10 protein-coding genes and 1 pseudogene are annotated in these 14,288 nt (G+C 68.3%); 7 read left to right on the forward strand and 4 right to left on the reverse strand.

Annotated elements, in window-relative coordinates; all coding sequences use genetic code 11:
• Positions 1 to 52: 52 nt before the first annotated feature.
• A pseudogene (locus GBRO_RS26775) lies at positions 53 to 1,330 on the reverse strand (nSTAND1 domain-containing NTPase); the annotation flags it as partial.
• Positions 1,331 to 1,855: 525 nt separating this feature from the next.
• Here GBRO_RS26775 and GBRO_RS04050 point away from each other — a divergent pair.
• From GBRO_RS04050 to GBRO_RS04065, 4 genes are all read left to right on the forward strand, one after another.
• On the forward strand, positions 1,856 to 2,314 hold the full coding sequence (locus GBRO_RS04050; protein ID WP_012832713.1) for a RidA family protein: 459 nt from the start codon (positions 1,856 to 1,858) through the stop codon (positions 2,312 to 2,314).
• The gene (locus GBRO_RS04055) at positions 2,311 to 3,486 is read left to right on the forward strand and encodes a winged helix DNA-binding domain-containing protein (protein WP_012832714.1); all 1,176 of its coding nucleotides are present in this window, start codon (positions 2,311 to 2,313) and stop codon (positions 3,484 to 3,486) included. The genes GBRO_RS04050 and GBRO_RS04055 overlap by 4 nt, the downstream gene beginning before the upstream one ends.
• A gap of 81 nt (positions 3,487 to 3,567) precedes the next feature.
• The gene (locus tag GBRO_RS04060; RefSeq protein ID WP_012832715.1) at positions 3,568 to 4,293 is read left to right on the forward strand and encodes a response regulator transcription factor; all 726 of its coding nucleotides are present in this window, start codon (positions 3,568 to 3,570) and stop codon (positions 4,291 to 4,293) included.
• Between the two features lie 20 nt (positions 4,294 to 4,313).
• Positions 4,314 to 5,780, forward strand: a complete 1,467-nt coding sequence (locus tag GBRO_RS04065; protein ID WP_012832716.1) for a HAMP domain-containing sensor histidine kinase — start codon at positions 4,314 to 4,316, stop codon at positions 5,778 to 5,780.
• Positions 5,781 to 5,984: 204 nt separating this feature from the next.
• Here GBRO_RS04065 and GBRO_RS04070 read toward each other — a convergent pair whose 3' ends face one another.
• Positions 5,985 to 6,824 carry a hypothetical protein gene (locus GBRO_RS04070; RefSeq protein ID WP_012832717.1) on the reverse strand — a complete coding sequence of 280 codons (840 nt, stop codon included), beginning with the start codon at positions 6,822 to 6,824 and terminating at the stop codon, positions 5,985 to 5,987.
• Between the two features lie 10 nt (positions 6,825 to 6,834).
• Positions 6,835 to 7,926: a DNA adenine methylase gene (locus tag GBRO_RS04075; RefSeq protein WP_223373322.1), complete on the reverse strand. Its 1,092-nt coding sequence runs from the start codon at positions 7,924 to 7,926 to the stop codon at positions 6,835 to 6,837.
• A 174-nt stretch (positions 7,927 to 8,100) separates the two neighbouring features.
• On the opposite strand from GBRO_RS04075, the gene GBRO_RS04080 reads away from it, so the two are divergent.
• On the forward strand, positions 8,101 to 8,526 hold the full coding sequence (locus tag GBRO_RS04080; RefSeq protein WP_012832719.1) for an HIT family protein: 426 nt from the start codon (positions 8,101 to 8,103) through the stop codon (positions 8,524 to 8,526).
• Positions 8,527 to 8,602: 76 nt separating this feature from the next.
• Here GBRO_RS04080 and GBRO_RS04085 read toward each other — a convergent pair whose 3' ends face one another.
• On the reverse strand, positions 8,603 to 10,693 hold the full coding sequence (locus GBRO_RS04085) for a RecQ family ATP-dependent DNA helicase (RefSeq protein WP_041919714.1): 2,091 nt from the start codon (positions 10,691 to 10,693) through the stop codon (positions 8,603 to 8,605).
• A gap of 136 nt (positions 10,694 to 10,829) precedes the next feature.
• Here GBRO_RS04085 and GBRO_RS04090 point away from each other — a divergent pair, with 136 nt between their 5' ends.
• Complete coding sequence (locus tag GBRO_RS04090; protein ID WP_012832721.1) at positions 10,830 to 12,098, forward strand: glycosyltransferase; 1,269 nt, start codon at positions 10,830 to 10,832, stop codon at positions 12,096 to 12,098.
• Complete coding sequence (locus GBRO_RS04095) at positions 12,095 to 14,188, forward strand: ArnT family glycosyltransferase (RefSeq protein WP_012832722.1); 2,094 nt, start codon at positions 12,095 to 12,097, stop codon at positions 14,186 to 14,188. The genes GBRO_RS04090 and GBRO_RS04095 overlap by 4 nt, the downstream gene beginning before the upstream one ends.
• Positions 14,189 to 14,288 lie beyond the last annotated feature (100 nt).

Raw genomic sequence — 14,288 nt, forward strand, 5'->3', positions numbered from 1 at the left:
GCCCGGCCGCCAGCCACGACGCGGTGTCGGCGTCGAGCTGCTGCCGCCACAGGTGGGTGCCGGAATCGGCGGCGATGGATTCGGCCAGCCGTGGCCACGCGGTCAGCACCACGTCGTGGATCAGCATCACCGAATCGGAGGAGACGGTGAGCAGGCGTGCCTGCGCGAAGACGTCGATCACCGACGACACGTTCGGCGGGAACCGGCCGGCGATCGTCGCCGGCGAGAGCGGGACACGCAACGCGATCCCGGCCGGTCCCACATGGACCAGCGCGAGCAGCAGGGCCCGCGCCACGTCCCGGTCGGCCGGTTGTAGGGACGTCCACGCCGATTCGGCGGTGTCGGCGACAGCCCGCGCGATCCCGCCGGTGGCCCGTCAGGCCGACAGCGTCATCCGGTTGCCGGACCGGCGTGTCCAGGTGGCCTGCAGGACGTGTGCGAGCAGCGGCAACCGGCCGGCCCGGTCGCTGACCGTCGACGCCTCGTAGAGGTCGGTGATCATGACGTCGGCCAGACCGGATTCGATGCGGCCACCGGCCAGCCGAACCGGCCCGGTGATGACCTCGCGCAACTGGCTGCGCGTCATCTCCGAGACGATCACGCAGCGCGACTGCCACGCCTCGGCGAGCAGGGGGAACTCGACGCACTGGCCGAAGAAGTCGGCGCGTATCCCCAGGACGACCACGGTGTCGCGGGCCATCTCGGCCACCTGCTGCATCGTCGACGCGAGGACGGCCGGGTCCGAGGAGAAGACGTTCTCGAACTGGTCGATGACGATCGCCGTGCCGGGCCCGGGTGGCCGGTCGTCGCCATCGCAGGCGGGCTCGGAACCGGGCTCAGTGGATTCGTCAGCGTCATCGAGGCGGATGCCGTCGGGTGTGACGGTGGCATGGCGGGGCGGCGCGATCCGGGTGTCGCGCGCCAGGCCGGCCCGCAACAGCGACGACTTCCCCGACCCGGAAACACCGGTCACGATGACCAGTCGGCAGGCGGGCGCCGCGTCGTCGGGACCCGTCTCGGCTGCGCTGAGAATCGTGTCGACCAACGTGCCGATGAGGTCGTCGCGGCCGAACAGCGCACGTTCGGCGGCGGTGAGGGTGGCCAGACCGGCATACGGACGAGTCAGGACGGGTGCCGGTTCGGCCGCGTCGAGCCCCTCTTCGGTGACGCGGTGGTCCCACAGCTCGCGCCACTGCGGGATGCTGAGTACGTCGGCCTCTCCGGCGGCCACCGCCCGCGAGGTCAGCCAGAGGAGCAGCGGTTCGACGGTCGCGAAGTCCCGGGGCAGATGCCGCCCGTTGCGCCAGTCGCTGATCCGCTGGGCCGACACCCTGGCCCGCGACGACGCGGCGCGCAGCGTCGGCCGTCCCGCTTGGACGACAGACGCGCGAGCGCCTCACCGAAATCCACTGACCATCACCCGCGACCCCGACCGACACACACCCGAGGAGAACCGGGTACCGCACCATCATCCGGTACCCGTCCCGGCGACGCCAACACAGGTGGGCCGGCCCACTTGCGGTCCGTCCGGCCCCAGTTGGTCATCTGACCTGATTTTGTCCGGATCCGGCGTGAATCCTGTCCGGTCCGGAATCTCCATTCCGCCCTTGACCTGGTGTTTTACGGTCCTCGGCGGGTTCGGGCTGGAGTCCGGGTGCGCGGTGGGGTGAGCTTACGGAGCGCCCCGGGGGGAGCGCGCGGAGTCGGACGGCCGGACGACACACGGAGGTGCGGTGCACCGCCTGTCGGGGGTTGTGTGTCGCACGGCGGCCGCATCCGCAGGGGGTACCGGGGCCGGGGCCGATGGGGGTCGGTCCGGCCCCGGGCGACCCACCTCCGTCGATACGATCTCCGCATGACCAACCCTCCGGACTCCTCCGGGACCGGCGTGCCGCGGGTGATGCGCCACGCCGCGGCCGGGCTGCCCGACGGCGGATTCCCGTACAGCGCGACCGTCACCGCCGGGCCCCTGCTCGTCACCGCCGGCATCTCGCCGTTCGACACCCCGCCCGCCGATCCCGGCAACCCGGCCATCTCGGCTCCCGGAGACGTCGCCGCCCAGACCCGACGATGCCTGCGCAACCTGCGTGACGTCCTCGCCGAGCGCGGTGCCGGATTCGACGACCTCGCCAAACTGACCGTGTACGTGGCGACCGGCGAGCGCTCGGAGCTGGCCGCGGCGTGGGGTGCGGTCCTCGAGGCGTTCGGTCCCGACATCGTGCCACCGGCCATGCTCGTCGGGGTCACCGTCCTGCCCTATGACGGTCAGGTCGTCGAGGTCGATGCCCTCGTCGCGCCACCGGTGTCGACATGAGCGCGCGACCGTTCGTATCCGACGAACAACGCCGAACCCGGCTCCTGCGCCGGCATCGCCTGGCCACTGAAACCCGCGCCGGCACGGTGGTGGAGGCGGTTGACGCGATGGTCGGCCTGCACGCCACCACCCCATCGACGGTGTATCTCTCGGCCTGGGCGCGGGTCGCCGGATTCACCCCGGACGCGATGAGCGCCGCACTCTACGACGACCGCACCCTGATCAAGCAGCTCGCGATGCGGCGCACCCTGTTCGTCTTCCCCCGGCCCGTCCTGGCCGACGCGGTCGGTGCCATCGGCCGGCGGGTGTGCGCGTCCGAGCGCACCAACATGCTGCGCGACCTGCGTCGCAGCGACGACTTCGACGATCCGGAGGGATGGATCGACGCCGCGAGCGCGGCCGTCCTCGACGAACTGTCCGACGGCAGCGCGCTCACCTCGAGCCAATTGCGTGACCGACTGCCCGCCCTCGACGGATATGTCACCTACGGCGTCGGAACCTCGTGGGAGGCACGCACCCCGATGGGACCACGGGTGCTCAACATGATGAGCGCGGCGGGTGAGATCGTGCGCGGGCCCAACGGCGGCGGCTGGCACGTGTCGCGGCCGTCGTGGGCGCTGATGTCGGCATGGCTCGGTGAGCCACTGCCGGACGTCGACGCCGCGCAGGGGCATCGGGCGATGATCGCCCGATGGTTACGGTCCTTCGGACCGGGGACCGAGACCGACCTGGTGTGGTGGCTGGGTTCCACCAAGACCGCGGTCCGCGCCGCGCTGGCCGACCTCGACGTCGTCGAGGTCGATCTGGTCGGCGGCGGCACCGGATACCTGCATGCCGACGACCTCGACGCCGACGATCCGGTGGAACCGTGTGCGCTGCTGTTGCCCGAGCTCGATCCGACCACGATGGGACACAAGGAGCGGGATTTCTACGTCGGCGATCACGTGCGCCACGTCTTCGACAGCAACGGCAACGGTGGTCAGACCGCGTGGTGGGACGGTCGGATCGTGGGCGGCTGGTCGCAGCGGGAGGACGGGACGGTGCGGGTGTCCTTGTTCGAAGACGTGCCCGCCGCGGCGCGGAACCTCTTCGACCGTCGTGCCGAGGAACTCTCCGCTTGGCTCGGTCCGGTGCGGCCGCGCCCCGGCTACCCGGCGCCGTTCATGCGTTAGGCATTTCTCCTGGTCAACACTCACAGATTTCTTCCAGGAAGTATCCAGGGCCATGTCAGACTGGTGCGGGAGTGTGATGACGTGAGTGAATCCGGCAAGAACCAGAACCCGGGACAGGGCGCCAAGATCCTCGTCGTCGACGACGAGGAGAACATCCGCCAGCTGTTGTCGGTGTCGTTGAAGTTCCAGGGCTACGAAGTGGAGACCGCCGAGAGCGGTCCGGCCGCCATCGACCGGTGCCGGACCTTCAAACCCGACGCCCTCATCCTCGACGTCATGATGCCCGGCATGGACGGCTTCGGATTGTTGCGCCGGCTGCGCGCCGACGGTATCGAGGCTCCCGCACTGTTCCTGTCCGCGCGAGATTCGGTGGAGGACAAGATCAACGGTCTGACCATCGGCGGCGACGACTACGTGACCAAACCCTTCAGCCTCGAAGAGGTGGTCGCCCGTCTGCAGGTCCTGCTGCGCCGCAGCGGCTTCGACGCCACCGAGAAGCAGGCGTCGCGTATCACCTTCGCCGACATCGAACTCGACGACGAGACCCACGAGGTGTTCAAGGCGGGCAACCTGGTGTCGCTGTCGCCGACCGAGTTCACCCTGCTGCGTTACTTCATGGTCAACGCGGGCACGGTGCTCTCCAAGCCCCGCATCCTCGACCATGTGTGGAACTACGACTTCGGTGGCGAGGTCAACGTCGTCGAATCCTATGTGTCCTATCTGCGCCGCAAACTCGACACCGGCGACAAGCGTCTGATCCACACCCTGCGCGGTGTCGGGTACGTGATGCGTGAGCCCCGCGACTGATGTCCACCGAGTCACGCGGCATGCGGCCGGCGCTGCCCGTCGATGACCTGGCGACGCAACGTACCCCCAAGCGTGGTCTCCCGCTGCGTATGTCGCTGGTGGGGCTCACGCTGATCCTGGTGACGCTCGGTCTGCTCGCCTCGGGTATCGCGGTGACGTCGGCGATGAAACAGGATCTGGTCGACCGCACCGATGCGGGTCTGGTCAACGCGATCAACACCTGGGCCAAGCCTCGTAACCAACAAATGGAGCCACGGCCGGGACCGCCGGGGCCGCGTCGGCCACCGTCGCCGTACTACGTCGTGTCGATCACCAACGACGACGGTGCTTCCGGTACCACCCGAGATGTCTACAACTATTTCTCCGACGAACCCGATCTCAGTTCGCTGTCCGGAAACAACGTCGGGCCGATCACCGTCTCGTCGACCAACGGCGACGGCCCCGACTGGCGGGTCATCAAGCACACCAACCAATTCGGGCAGTCGATCGTCGCGACCCCGCTGACCGACGTGCAGAAGACGCTGTCGAGACTGATGTGGCTGCAGGCCGGTATCGGGCTGATCGTCGTCGTCGTGCTGGGGGTGCTGAGCTATCTGCTGGTGCGGTCGAGTCTGCGCCCGTTGCGCCGGGTCGAGGAGACCGCGCACGCCATCGCGGCGGGCAACCTCAACATGAGGGTGCCGCCCGCCGCCCCCAACACCGAGGTGGGAAGTCTGTCGTCGTCGCTGAACACGATGCTCGGGCAGATCCAGCACGCCTTCGCCACGACGGCCGCCTCCGAACAGCAGGCCCGGGCGTCCGAGGAGAAGATGCGCCGGTTCATCGCCGACGCGAGTCACGAACTGCGCACGCCGCTGACCTCGATCAAGGGGTTCGCCGAGTTGTACCGGCAGGGCGGGGTGCCCGACGCGACCGACGCCATGCGCCGCATCGACGACGAGGCCGGCCGGATGACCCTGCTCGTCGAAGATCTGCTGGTGCTGGCGCGTCTCGACGCGCAGCGGCCGGTGGACAAGCAACCACTGGATGCGCTGGCGCTGGCCGCCGACGCCGTCCAGTCGGCCCGGGTCGCCGCCCCGCAGCGAGAGATCACCCTGAAGGTCGGCGAGTCCGAACTGCCGCCGATGGTGACGGGCGACGCCGCACGATTGACCCAGGTCATTCGCAACCTCGTGAACAACGCGGTGGTGCACACCCCACCCGAGGCGTCGATCACCGTCGGGGTTGGCGTGGAGGGCGACGAGGTGGTCCTCAGTGTCGCCGACACCGGCCAGGGGCTGACCGCAGAGGAGACCGCCCACGTCTTCGAGCGTTTCTACCGCGGCGACAGCTCACGGTCGCGCGGCGACAGCTCCGCCGGCGGCAGCGGCCTCGGATTGTCCATCGTCGCCGCCCTGGTGGCCGCGCACGGCGGGCGCGTCGGGGTGGACTCGACTCCCGGTGCGGGAGCGACGTTCTGGGTGCGTCTGCCCCGACTCGACGACTGACGCCCGCATCGATCGTGCAGGCGAACACGTTCATCGTGCAGGCGAACACGTTCACTGGGTAGGCGAACACGTTCACTGGGCGCCCCAAACCGTTGATCGTGCAGCCATTTTCGTTGATCGTGCAACGCGGCGCCGGCCCGTGCACGATGAACGTGTTCGCCTGCACGATCGACGCGGCTTGGGGCGTCGTCGACGCCGGTCCGATCAGATCAGCCGACGCAACTGCGCGAACTCGGTGACGTCGTCGCGGAAACGGTCGAGTCCGACGAGGGTGTACATGCCGTCGATCTGCCGGTCCGCCCAGAGTTGATGGATGCGACGAAGATCGGATTGTCGTGATTTCCAACCGATCCCGTCGATCACGGCCAGCACGAGCTGCTTGGGTAACCGCACCTCGGCCATCTCCTCGATCTCGCGTACGGCGTCGGTGAGTTTGGAACCGGTCGAGTCGAAACCCTTTGCGGCGACGACGATGTCGGCAGTTTCAGGATCACCGATGATCAGGTCGGCCGGGGCGGTGCGTCCGTTGCGTCCGGTGAACCGTGAACGGGTGGTGTAGTCGAGCCCGAGATCGCGTGCGATGTCCTCGATCTCGTCCTCGATTCGACGACCCGACGCGCCGGCCCGGGTGGCGGTCACGCGGCTGCCGGCGCGGGCCACCAGTATGTCGGCGAAGGTGTAGGTCCGCGTCATCTGCACCCGCAGCATGCGGACCAGATCGAATTCGGCGTCGAGCCACGACACCAGCTCGACCGGTTGCGACCGCGCCAATCCGTGCCAGCCGGTGGTGTCGAAGCGGTCACGCAGGGCGTTCTTGAGTTTCTCCTGCGACAACCCCACCGCGAGTCCGAGGACGGGAACCTCGCCGGGGTTGTCGCGTACCCACGCGGCCAGCCCGGTGAGGTCGGTGTCGAGCAGTCCGCCGAGACGGTCGGCAGCCGCCACGATCCGCTCGGCCTCCGGCGTCGACGCTGTCGGATCGACATGAGAAGTCAACCGTCCCAAGGTTTTCAGGTAGTCGTCGAAGTCGCCGGCGTCGCTCATGGCGCAGATTTCAGTCCCGACCGATGAACAGATACTCGCTGACGTCGCGTCGGGTCGCCGATGCATGTGTCCCGAAGCTGTACTTGTGATCGATGGCGATCACCTCCACCGACGGTTTCACCTTGCCGAGCAGGTCGACGATGCGATCGGCGCCGGGCAATGCGTTCGACGAGTAGGACAGCACGATCGCTCCGGCATCCTCGAAATGCTCGAAGGTGCGGCTCAGCGCGTCCTCGATGGTGCGTTTGTAGGCGAACGGCGTGAAGCGTTTGGGGAGCTTCTTGGTCTTGGTGTTCTCCATGATGCTCATGCCCTGCCAGTACGCCGAGAGCCCCTCGAGGAAGTGGTAGCGCTTGATGTAGTCGTTGTCGTCGGTGGGCGGCGCGTAGGGCGGGTCGAGGTAGACCAGGTCCGGCGGCGACGACCAGCCGGTGTCCAGCTCGAAGACGTCGCCACTGACGCTGCGGCTCGAACGCCCGTTGCTGAACACCGTGGCGTTGTACTCGGCGACGGACCGCAGCCGGAAGTGATCCCGCAGGCTCATGGTGAGGTCTCGGCGACCGTCGGCGTAGCGGGTGGAATCGGTGAAGGTGAAGACCCCCCGGGGTTGCTTGCGCGCCGCGGACAGCACCAGCGCCGAGATCGCGAGGTCCCGCCGGTAGCCGCGAAGGCGGTCGATGTGCGACCAAGCGGAATCGAGGAACGCGCGATCGGCCGGGGTGAAGTACAGGCCGTCGAAGGTGGTGGTGATGAAGTCGCGGTCGTCGGCGGGCGGGCCGCAGATCTGCTCGACGAGGTCGGGCTCGAGGCGGACGCTCGAATTGGCCACTGTCGCACGGGTGATGATGTGCGGGAAGGTGAGGAAGTCGTTGCTGACGACCTCGAAGCCCTGCGCCTTGAGCAGGTAGGAGACGACGCCCGAACCGGAGAAGGCGTCCACCGCGGTCTGTCCGCCGATGTCGGCGAAGACGCGTTCGAGGTGGGGGAGCAGCCGGTATTTGGAGCCCATGTAGCGCAGACGCGGAAACCGTTGAGCACGCGCGACGACGTCGCTCGAACTGATCTCGCGCCCCGATGTGGGGGTGAACTCTGGCCGACTCACATGCAAAGAATGTCATGGACCCCCGACAGTGTTCATTGCGACTGGCCGGATGTGCGCCTGGACCATCGCTCTTCGTCGTCATCGCATCGTCGCTGCGCTCCTTGCTCCTCCTCCTGCATCGCGGTGCGGCGCACATCCGGCCAGTCGCGGGTGCCACCGCCTAGACTCGACGTCATGGCATCGGTCTTCAGCATGATCATCAACGGTGAACTGCCCGGACGATTTGTGTGGAAGGACGGCCAGGCGGTCGCCTTCCTGACCATCGAGCCGGTGACGCCTGGACACGTGCTCGTGGTCCCGCGCAAAGAGGTCGATCACTGGGAGCAGATGGACACCGCCGCCTTCACCCATCTCTCCGACGTCGCGCAGAAGGTCGGCCGGGCGGTCAAAGAGGCCTTCGACGCCCCGCGGATGGGTCTGCTGGTGGCCGGCCTCGAGGTTCCGCACGTGCACGTCCACGTGTTCCCCGCGCTGAGCATGGAGGCCTTCGATCTCGGCAACGCCCGCAAGGACGTCACCGGCGAGGAACTCGACGCCGACGCCGAGAAGATCCGAAAGGCGCTGCGCGGCCGCGGTTTCGGCGAGTACGTTCCGGACTGAGCGTTCCCGCGTACCCGTTTCCTTCCCGCTTATTGGACGCAATAAGCGGGAAGGAAATGAGGGTGCGGGAGCGTGATCACACCGTCCGGTGGATCAGCAGCGGCAGCACCGCCGTCGCCCCGGCCTCGCGCAGCCTGGCCGCGGCCAGGGTGATCGGCCAGCCGCTCGACGACGCGTCGACGACGAGCAGCACCGCCTGCCCGGCGACGTCGGGGGCGTCGCCGAGATGATCACGCCAGTAGGCGGCCTCGACGGCGCCGGTGGCATCGGTCGGCGGGTCACCCATCCGAACCGGGAAGGTGCCGCCGCCCCGTCGGCCCACGTCGCGCAGATGAGCCGCCAGCGTCTCGGCCAGATTCGTGCCGGTCAACCTGAGCGACACGATGACGTCGGGACGCATGCCGGTGTCCCGGACCCACGCCGACAAGGTGGCCACCGCCGCGTCACCCAGTTCGCCCAACGCATGCTCGTCCCCGTTGCGCGCGGCCGCGAGCACTTCCGTCCATTCCGGTGCGTCGGCATGGGCCAGAACCCGCCCGGGCTCGGCCGCCACGCCCGCCGGAACCCGGCCACGCGTCCCGAATTCCCCGCCCGGCCACATCTTTCGCGGCTCGAGGACCATCGATGATCTGCGCAGCACCGATGTCACCGACCGGACGATCTGCGGGTCGACGGCGTCGGGCAGCCCCTCGCTGAGCCGGCCGCGGCACACCGAGCAGCGGCCGCAATCGGCGGCCTGCGGATCGTCGAGCGATTCGGTCAGCAACCGCATCAGGCAACGCCGGCCCGCGACGTAGTCGCGCATGATGTCGGCCTCGCGGCGCCGGACCGCGATGATCCCGTCGTAGTGCTCGGCGTCGTAGGTCCAGGGCGTGCCCGTGCTCACCCAGCCGTCCGGCGTGCGTTCGGTGGCTCCGTCGACGGCGAGCTGCTTGAGCATCAGTTCGATCCGGGTTCGGCGAAAACGCGTCGACGCCTCCAGCGCGACCACGGACTGGGGTTCGTCGGCGTCGTCGAGCGCGGTGATCAGATCGCGCATCTTGTCCGGGTCGGGGATGGTCGCGGTGGCGAAGTACTGCCAGATCCGGTCGTCGGTGGCCGACGCCAGGAGCATCACCACGGCGTCGTCGAGGGCACGGCCGGCACGTCCGACCTGCTGGTAATACGACACCGGGGACGGCGGCGAACCCACGTGGACCACAAAGCCGAGGTCGGGTTTGTCGTAGCCCATGCCCAGCGCCGACGTCGCGACCAGCGCCTTGACCCGGTTGTGCAGCAGCGCGTCCTCGAGTTCGTGACGACGGTCGGCGTCAAGCTGCCCGGTGTAGGCGGCGACCGCGATGTCGTCGCCGTGCACCGCCCGGATGGCGTCCACCAACCGGTCCGCGTCGGCGACGGTGAGTGCGTAGACGATCCCCGATCCGGGTAGCGCCGGCAACGACTGCGCTACCCAGGCGTACCGCTGAATCGGCGAGAGCCCGTCGAGAACGTTGAGGTGCAATGACTTTCGGGCCAAGGGGCCGCGCAACACCAGGGTCTGGGTGCCGAGCTGCTCGGCCACATCCGCGGTGACCCGCGCGTTTGCGGTGGCCGTGGTCGCGAGCACCGGGGTGGCCGGGTTGAGATCGCGCAGCACATCGGCGACGCGGCGGTAGTCCGGGCGGAAATCGTGACCCCAGTCCGACACCGCGTGCGCCTCGTCGATCACCAGCAGCCCCAGGTTCCCGGCGAGCGCATCGAGCACGCGCCGCCCGAACCCCGGATTCGCCAGCCGCTCGGGCGAGACCAGCAGCACGTCGAGGTCCCCGCCGCGCAACCGCTCCTCGATTGCCGACCACTCACCGATGTTCGACGAGTTCAGCGTCGCCGCCGACAACCCGCCTCGATGAGCCGCGGCGACCTGATCGCGCATCAGGGAGAGCAGCGGCGACACGATGAGCGTCGGACCGCCGCCGGCCGCCCGGATGATGGCCGTCGCCGACCAATACACCGCCGACTTGCCCCAGCCGGTGGCCTGGACCACCAGGACCCGGGCACCCGGTGCGGTGAGCGCCGACACCGCGGTGAGCTGGTCGTCGCGCAGCCGTGCACCCGGCCCGGCGAGACTGGTGATCACCGCATCGGCGGCATGCTGCTGGGCGGCGGTCAGGGTCGCGGGGGCCGTCATGGGTTCCACCGTAGTGGCCGCCTGCGACATGGTCGGAGGTTGTCCACAGGCGTCCCCGCGAGCCACCGGAACGCTCACAGCAATCTGGCAGGTTCGACCCAGAACCACGGCAGCGAGGGCCACCACTGTTGTACCCATGACAGCACAAGCACTCCCTCGCGCGGCTTCGCCGACCACCACCGTCGCCGACAGCTCGGCGCAGCTCCCGATCCTCGACATCGTGGTCCCGGTGTACAACGAGGAGGCCGATGTGGCCGACTCGGTCCGCCGCCTCGCCGACCATCTCCGCGCTCACGTCCCGTACTCGGCGCGAATCACCGTCGCCGACAACGCGAGCACCGACGCCACGCTGGCCATCGCGGCCGCCCTCGCCGAGGAGATCGACGGCCTGCGCGTGATGCACCTCGACGAGAAGGGGCGCGGTCGCGCCCTGAACGCGGTGTGGCGGGGCAGCGACGCGGAGATCGTCGCCTACTGCGACGTGGACCTGTCCACCGACCTGAATGCGCTGATGCCGTTGATCGCGCCGCTCATCTCGCGGCACTCCGACATCGCCATCGGCACCCGCCTGGCCCGGACCTCGCGGGTGGTGCGCGGACCGAAGCGCGAATTCATCTCGCGCTCCTACAATCTCATCCTGCGGACGACGATGCGGGCCAAGTTCTCCGACGCCCAGTGCGGCTTCAAGGCCACGCGCACCGACATCGCCCGCGAACTGTTGCCCTACGTCGAGGACACCGGCTGGTTCTTCGACACCGAACTGCTGGTACTCGCCGAACGGATCGGCCTGCGGATCGCCGAGGTCCCGGTGGACTGGGTCGACGATCCCGACAGCACCGTCGACATCGTCTCCACCGCCGTCGAGGACCTGAAGGGTTGTGCGCGAGTGGGTTACGCACTGACCGCCGGCCGGCTGCCGATCGCCGAGCTACGGACCACGATCGGTCGCGATCGTGCGCCGGGACCCGAGATCGCCGGGGTGCCACCGGGTATGGTCGGGCAGCTGGCGCGGTTCTGCGTGGTCGGCGTGGCGTCGACGATCGCCTATGCGGTGCTCTACCTGCTGCTGCACTCGTTCCTCGGTGCGCAGGTGTCGAACTTCGTGGCACTCGCGGTGACCGCGGTGCTCAACACGGCGGCCAACCGTCGCTTCAGCTTCGGCGTGCGGGGGCGTGAAGATGCCCTCCGACACCAGATGTTCGGACTCGGGGTGTTCCTCTTCGGCTGGATCGTGACCGCCGGATCGCTGCTGGGGCTGCACCACTTTGTCCCCGACGCCACCAAACACGTCGAGCTGGCGGTGCTGGTGATCGCCAACCTGGTGGCCACCATGACCCGCTTCGTCGGATTGCGCTGGGTCTTCCGCTCACACCTGACCCCGGCCACCGGGCAGATCGCCCAGTGACCGCCACCGTGGTCACCGAGCGGCCGTCGGATTCCGCACCCGCGGGACCGACGGCCGCCGGTCGTCGAGTCGATTCGGTTCTCTGGCAGCGTATCTCGCTAGCCGTTCTGCTCGTGGGTACCGGAGTCCTGTATCTGTGGAACCTCTCGATCAACGGCTGGGCCAACTCCTTCTACTCGGCCGCCATCCAGGCGGGATCGCAGTCGTGGAAGGCATGGTTCTTCGGGTCGTCGGACATGGCGAACTCGATCACCGTTGACAAACCTCCTGCCTCGCTGTGGATTCCGGCGATTGTCGTGCGGATCTTCGGGCTCAACTCGTGGTCCATCCTGGTGCCGCAGGCCCTCATGGGTGTTGCCTCGGTGGCGCTGCTCTACCTGATCACGCGAAAATACTTCGGCCACTGGGCCGGTATCTTGGCCGGCCTCACGCTGGCCCTGGTCCCGGTGTCGGCGATGATGTTTCGGTTCAACAATCCCGAAGCCCTGCTGATCCTGCTGATGATCGCCTCGGTGTGGGCGATCCTCAAGGCGGTCGAGACCGGGCGGCTGCGGTGGCTGATCCTCACCGGGGTCTTCGTCGGATTCGGTTTCCTGACAAAGCAACTGCAGGTCATGCTGATCGTTCCGCCGCTGGCGATCACCTACCTCGCCTTCGGGCCCCGCGGGTGGTTGCGACGTCTCGGTGAACTGTTCGCGTCGCTCGCCGCGATGATCGTCAGCGCGGGCTGGTGGCTGCTGACGGTGGAATTGTGGCCGGTGTCGTCACGGCCGTGGATCGGCGGTTCGCAGGACAACTCGATCCTCGAACTGACGCTGGGGTATAACGGCCTCGGACGTCTCAACGGCAACGAGCGCGGCAGTGTGATGCCCGGTGGTGGCCGCGGCATGGAGGCCGGAATGGGCGGGCCGGCAGGCTACTTCGGTAACGCCGGCCCCGGCGGTATGGGCGGACCGGGTGGTCGCGGCAGCATGTGGGGTGAGACCGGGTTCTTCCGCATGTTCGAGCCTGCGCAGGGCGGTCAGATCGCGTGGCTCATCCCGACCGGGCTGATCGTCGGCATCGCCGCGCTGGTGGTGATCGGCCGGGCCGCACGCACCGACATGCGCCGCGCGTATCTGGTCGTGTGGGGGTTGTGGTTGCTGGTCACCATGGCGGTGTTCAGCTACATGGCCGGCATCTTCCACAGCTACTACACGGCGGCTCTGGCGCCGGCGGTCGCGGCCGTGGTGGCCGGTGGTGCGGCGGTGTGTTGGCAACAGCGACAACGACTCTGGGTGCGTATCGGGCTCGCGGCCGCGGTCTGGGTTGCCGCGATCTGGGGCTTCGTGCTCCTGGACCGGTCGCCGGACTTCGTGCCGTGGCTGCGCTACCTCGTGCTCGTCGTCGGGCTGATCGCCGGTGGCGTGCTGATCGCGGCGCACCGGATGTATGTCGGTGCCGTCGCGGCGACGCTGGCGATCCTGGCCGGCCTCGCCGGACCGCTCGCCTACACCATCGACACGGTGGCGACGGCCAAGCAGGGCTCGATCATCAGTGCCGGTCCCCGCGTGGCCGGCGAGTTCGGCCCGGGTGGCATGGGCGGACCCGGACATCACGGCGGACGCGGCGATAGGGGGATGCCGGGTGGCATGGGCATGCCGGGTGGTCCCAACGGCATGCCGGGGATGCCCGGTGCGACAGGACAGTACCGCGGCATGGGCGGACCCGGCGGACCGGGCGGGCTGCTGAACGGTACGCGGCCCAGTGCGGCGATGGTCGACCATCTCACCCGGGACGCAGATCAGTTCACCTGGATGGCCGCGGCCGTCGGCTCCAACGAGGCGTCGGGCTACCAGTTGGACACCGGCTACTCGGTGATGCCGATCGGCGGCTTCAACGGTACCGACCCGTCGCCGACCCTCGAGCAGTTCCAGAAGCTGGTGGCCGAGCGCAAGATCCACTTCTTCATCGGTGGCGGACGCGGCTTCGGCTTCGGCGGCTCGGATACGGATCGGCCGTCGTCGCAGATCCGGACCTGGGTGACGGAGAACTTCACCTCGACCACCATCGACGGTGTGACGATCTACGACCTGACGTCGCCGAAGTAGTCATCGATCGGGTGTCCGAACACGTTCATCGGGCACAGACGGGGTGCTCGGCGGCGATACCGCGCGCCGTCCCCTAAAGTCATGCGTCATGAGTTCGGAT

The sequence above is a fragment of the Gordonia bronchialis DSM 43247 genome (assembly GCF_000024785.1).
Taxonomy (GTDB): Bacteria; Actinomycetota; Actinomycetes; order Mycobacteriales; family Mycobacteriaceae; genus Gordonia; species Gordonia bronchialis.

What these genes read in the sequence shown, in the direction of transcription:
- GBRO_RS04065 (WP_012832716.1), top strand. Translation starts at nt 4,314, where the DNA reads ATGCGGCCGGCGCTGCCCGTCGATGACCTGGCGACGCAACGTACCCCC.
- GBRO_RS04090 (WP_012832721.1), top strand. Translation starts at nt 10,830, where the DNA reads ATGACAGCACAAGCACTCCCTCGCGCGGCTTCGCCGACCACCACCGTC.
- GBRO_RS04085 (WP_041919714.1), bottom strand. Translation starts at nt 10,693, where the DNA reads ATGACGGCCCCCGCGACCCTGACCGCCGCCCAGCAGCATGCCGCCGAT.
- GBRO_RS04050 (WP_012832713.1), top strand. Translation starts at nt 1,856, where the DNA reads ATGACCAACCCTCCGGACTCCTCCGGGACCGGCGTGCCGCGGGTGATG.
- GBRO_RS04055 (WP_012832714.1), top strand. Translation starts at nt 2,311, where the DNA reads ATGAGCGCGCGACCGTTCGTATCCGACGAACAACGCCGAACCCGGCTC.
- GBRO_RS04070 (WP_012832717.1), bottom strand. Translation starts at nt 6,824, where the DNA reads ATGAGCGACGCCGGCGACTTCGACGACTACCTGAAAACCTTGGGACGG.
- GBRO_RS04080 (WP_012832719.1), top strand. Translation starts at nt 8,101, where the DNA reads ATGGCATCGGTCTTCAGCATGATCATCAACGGTGAACTGCCCGGACGA.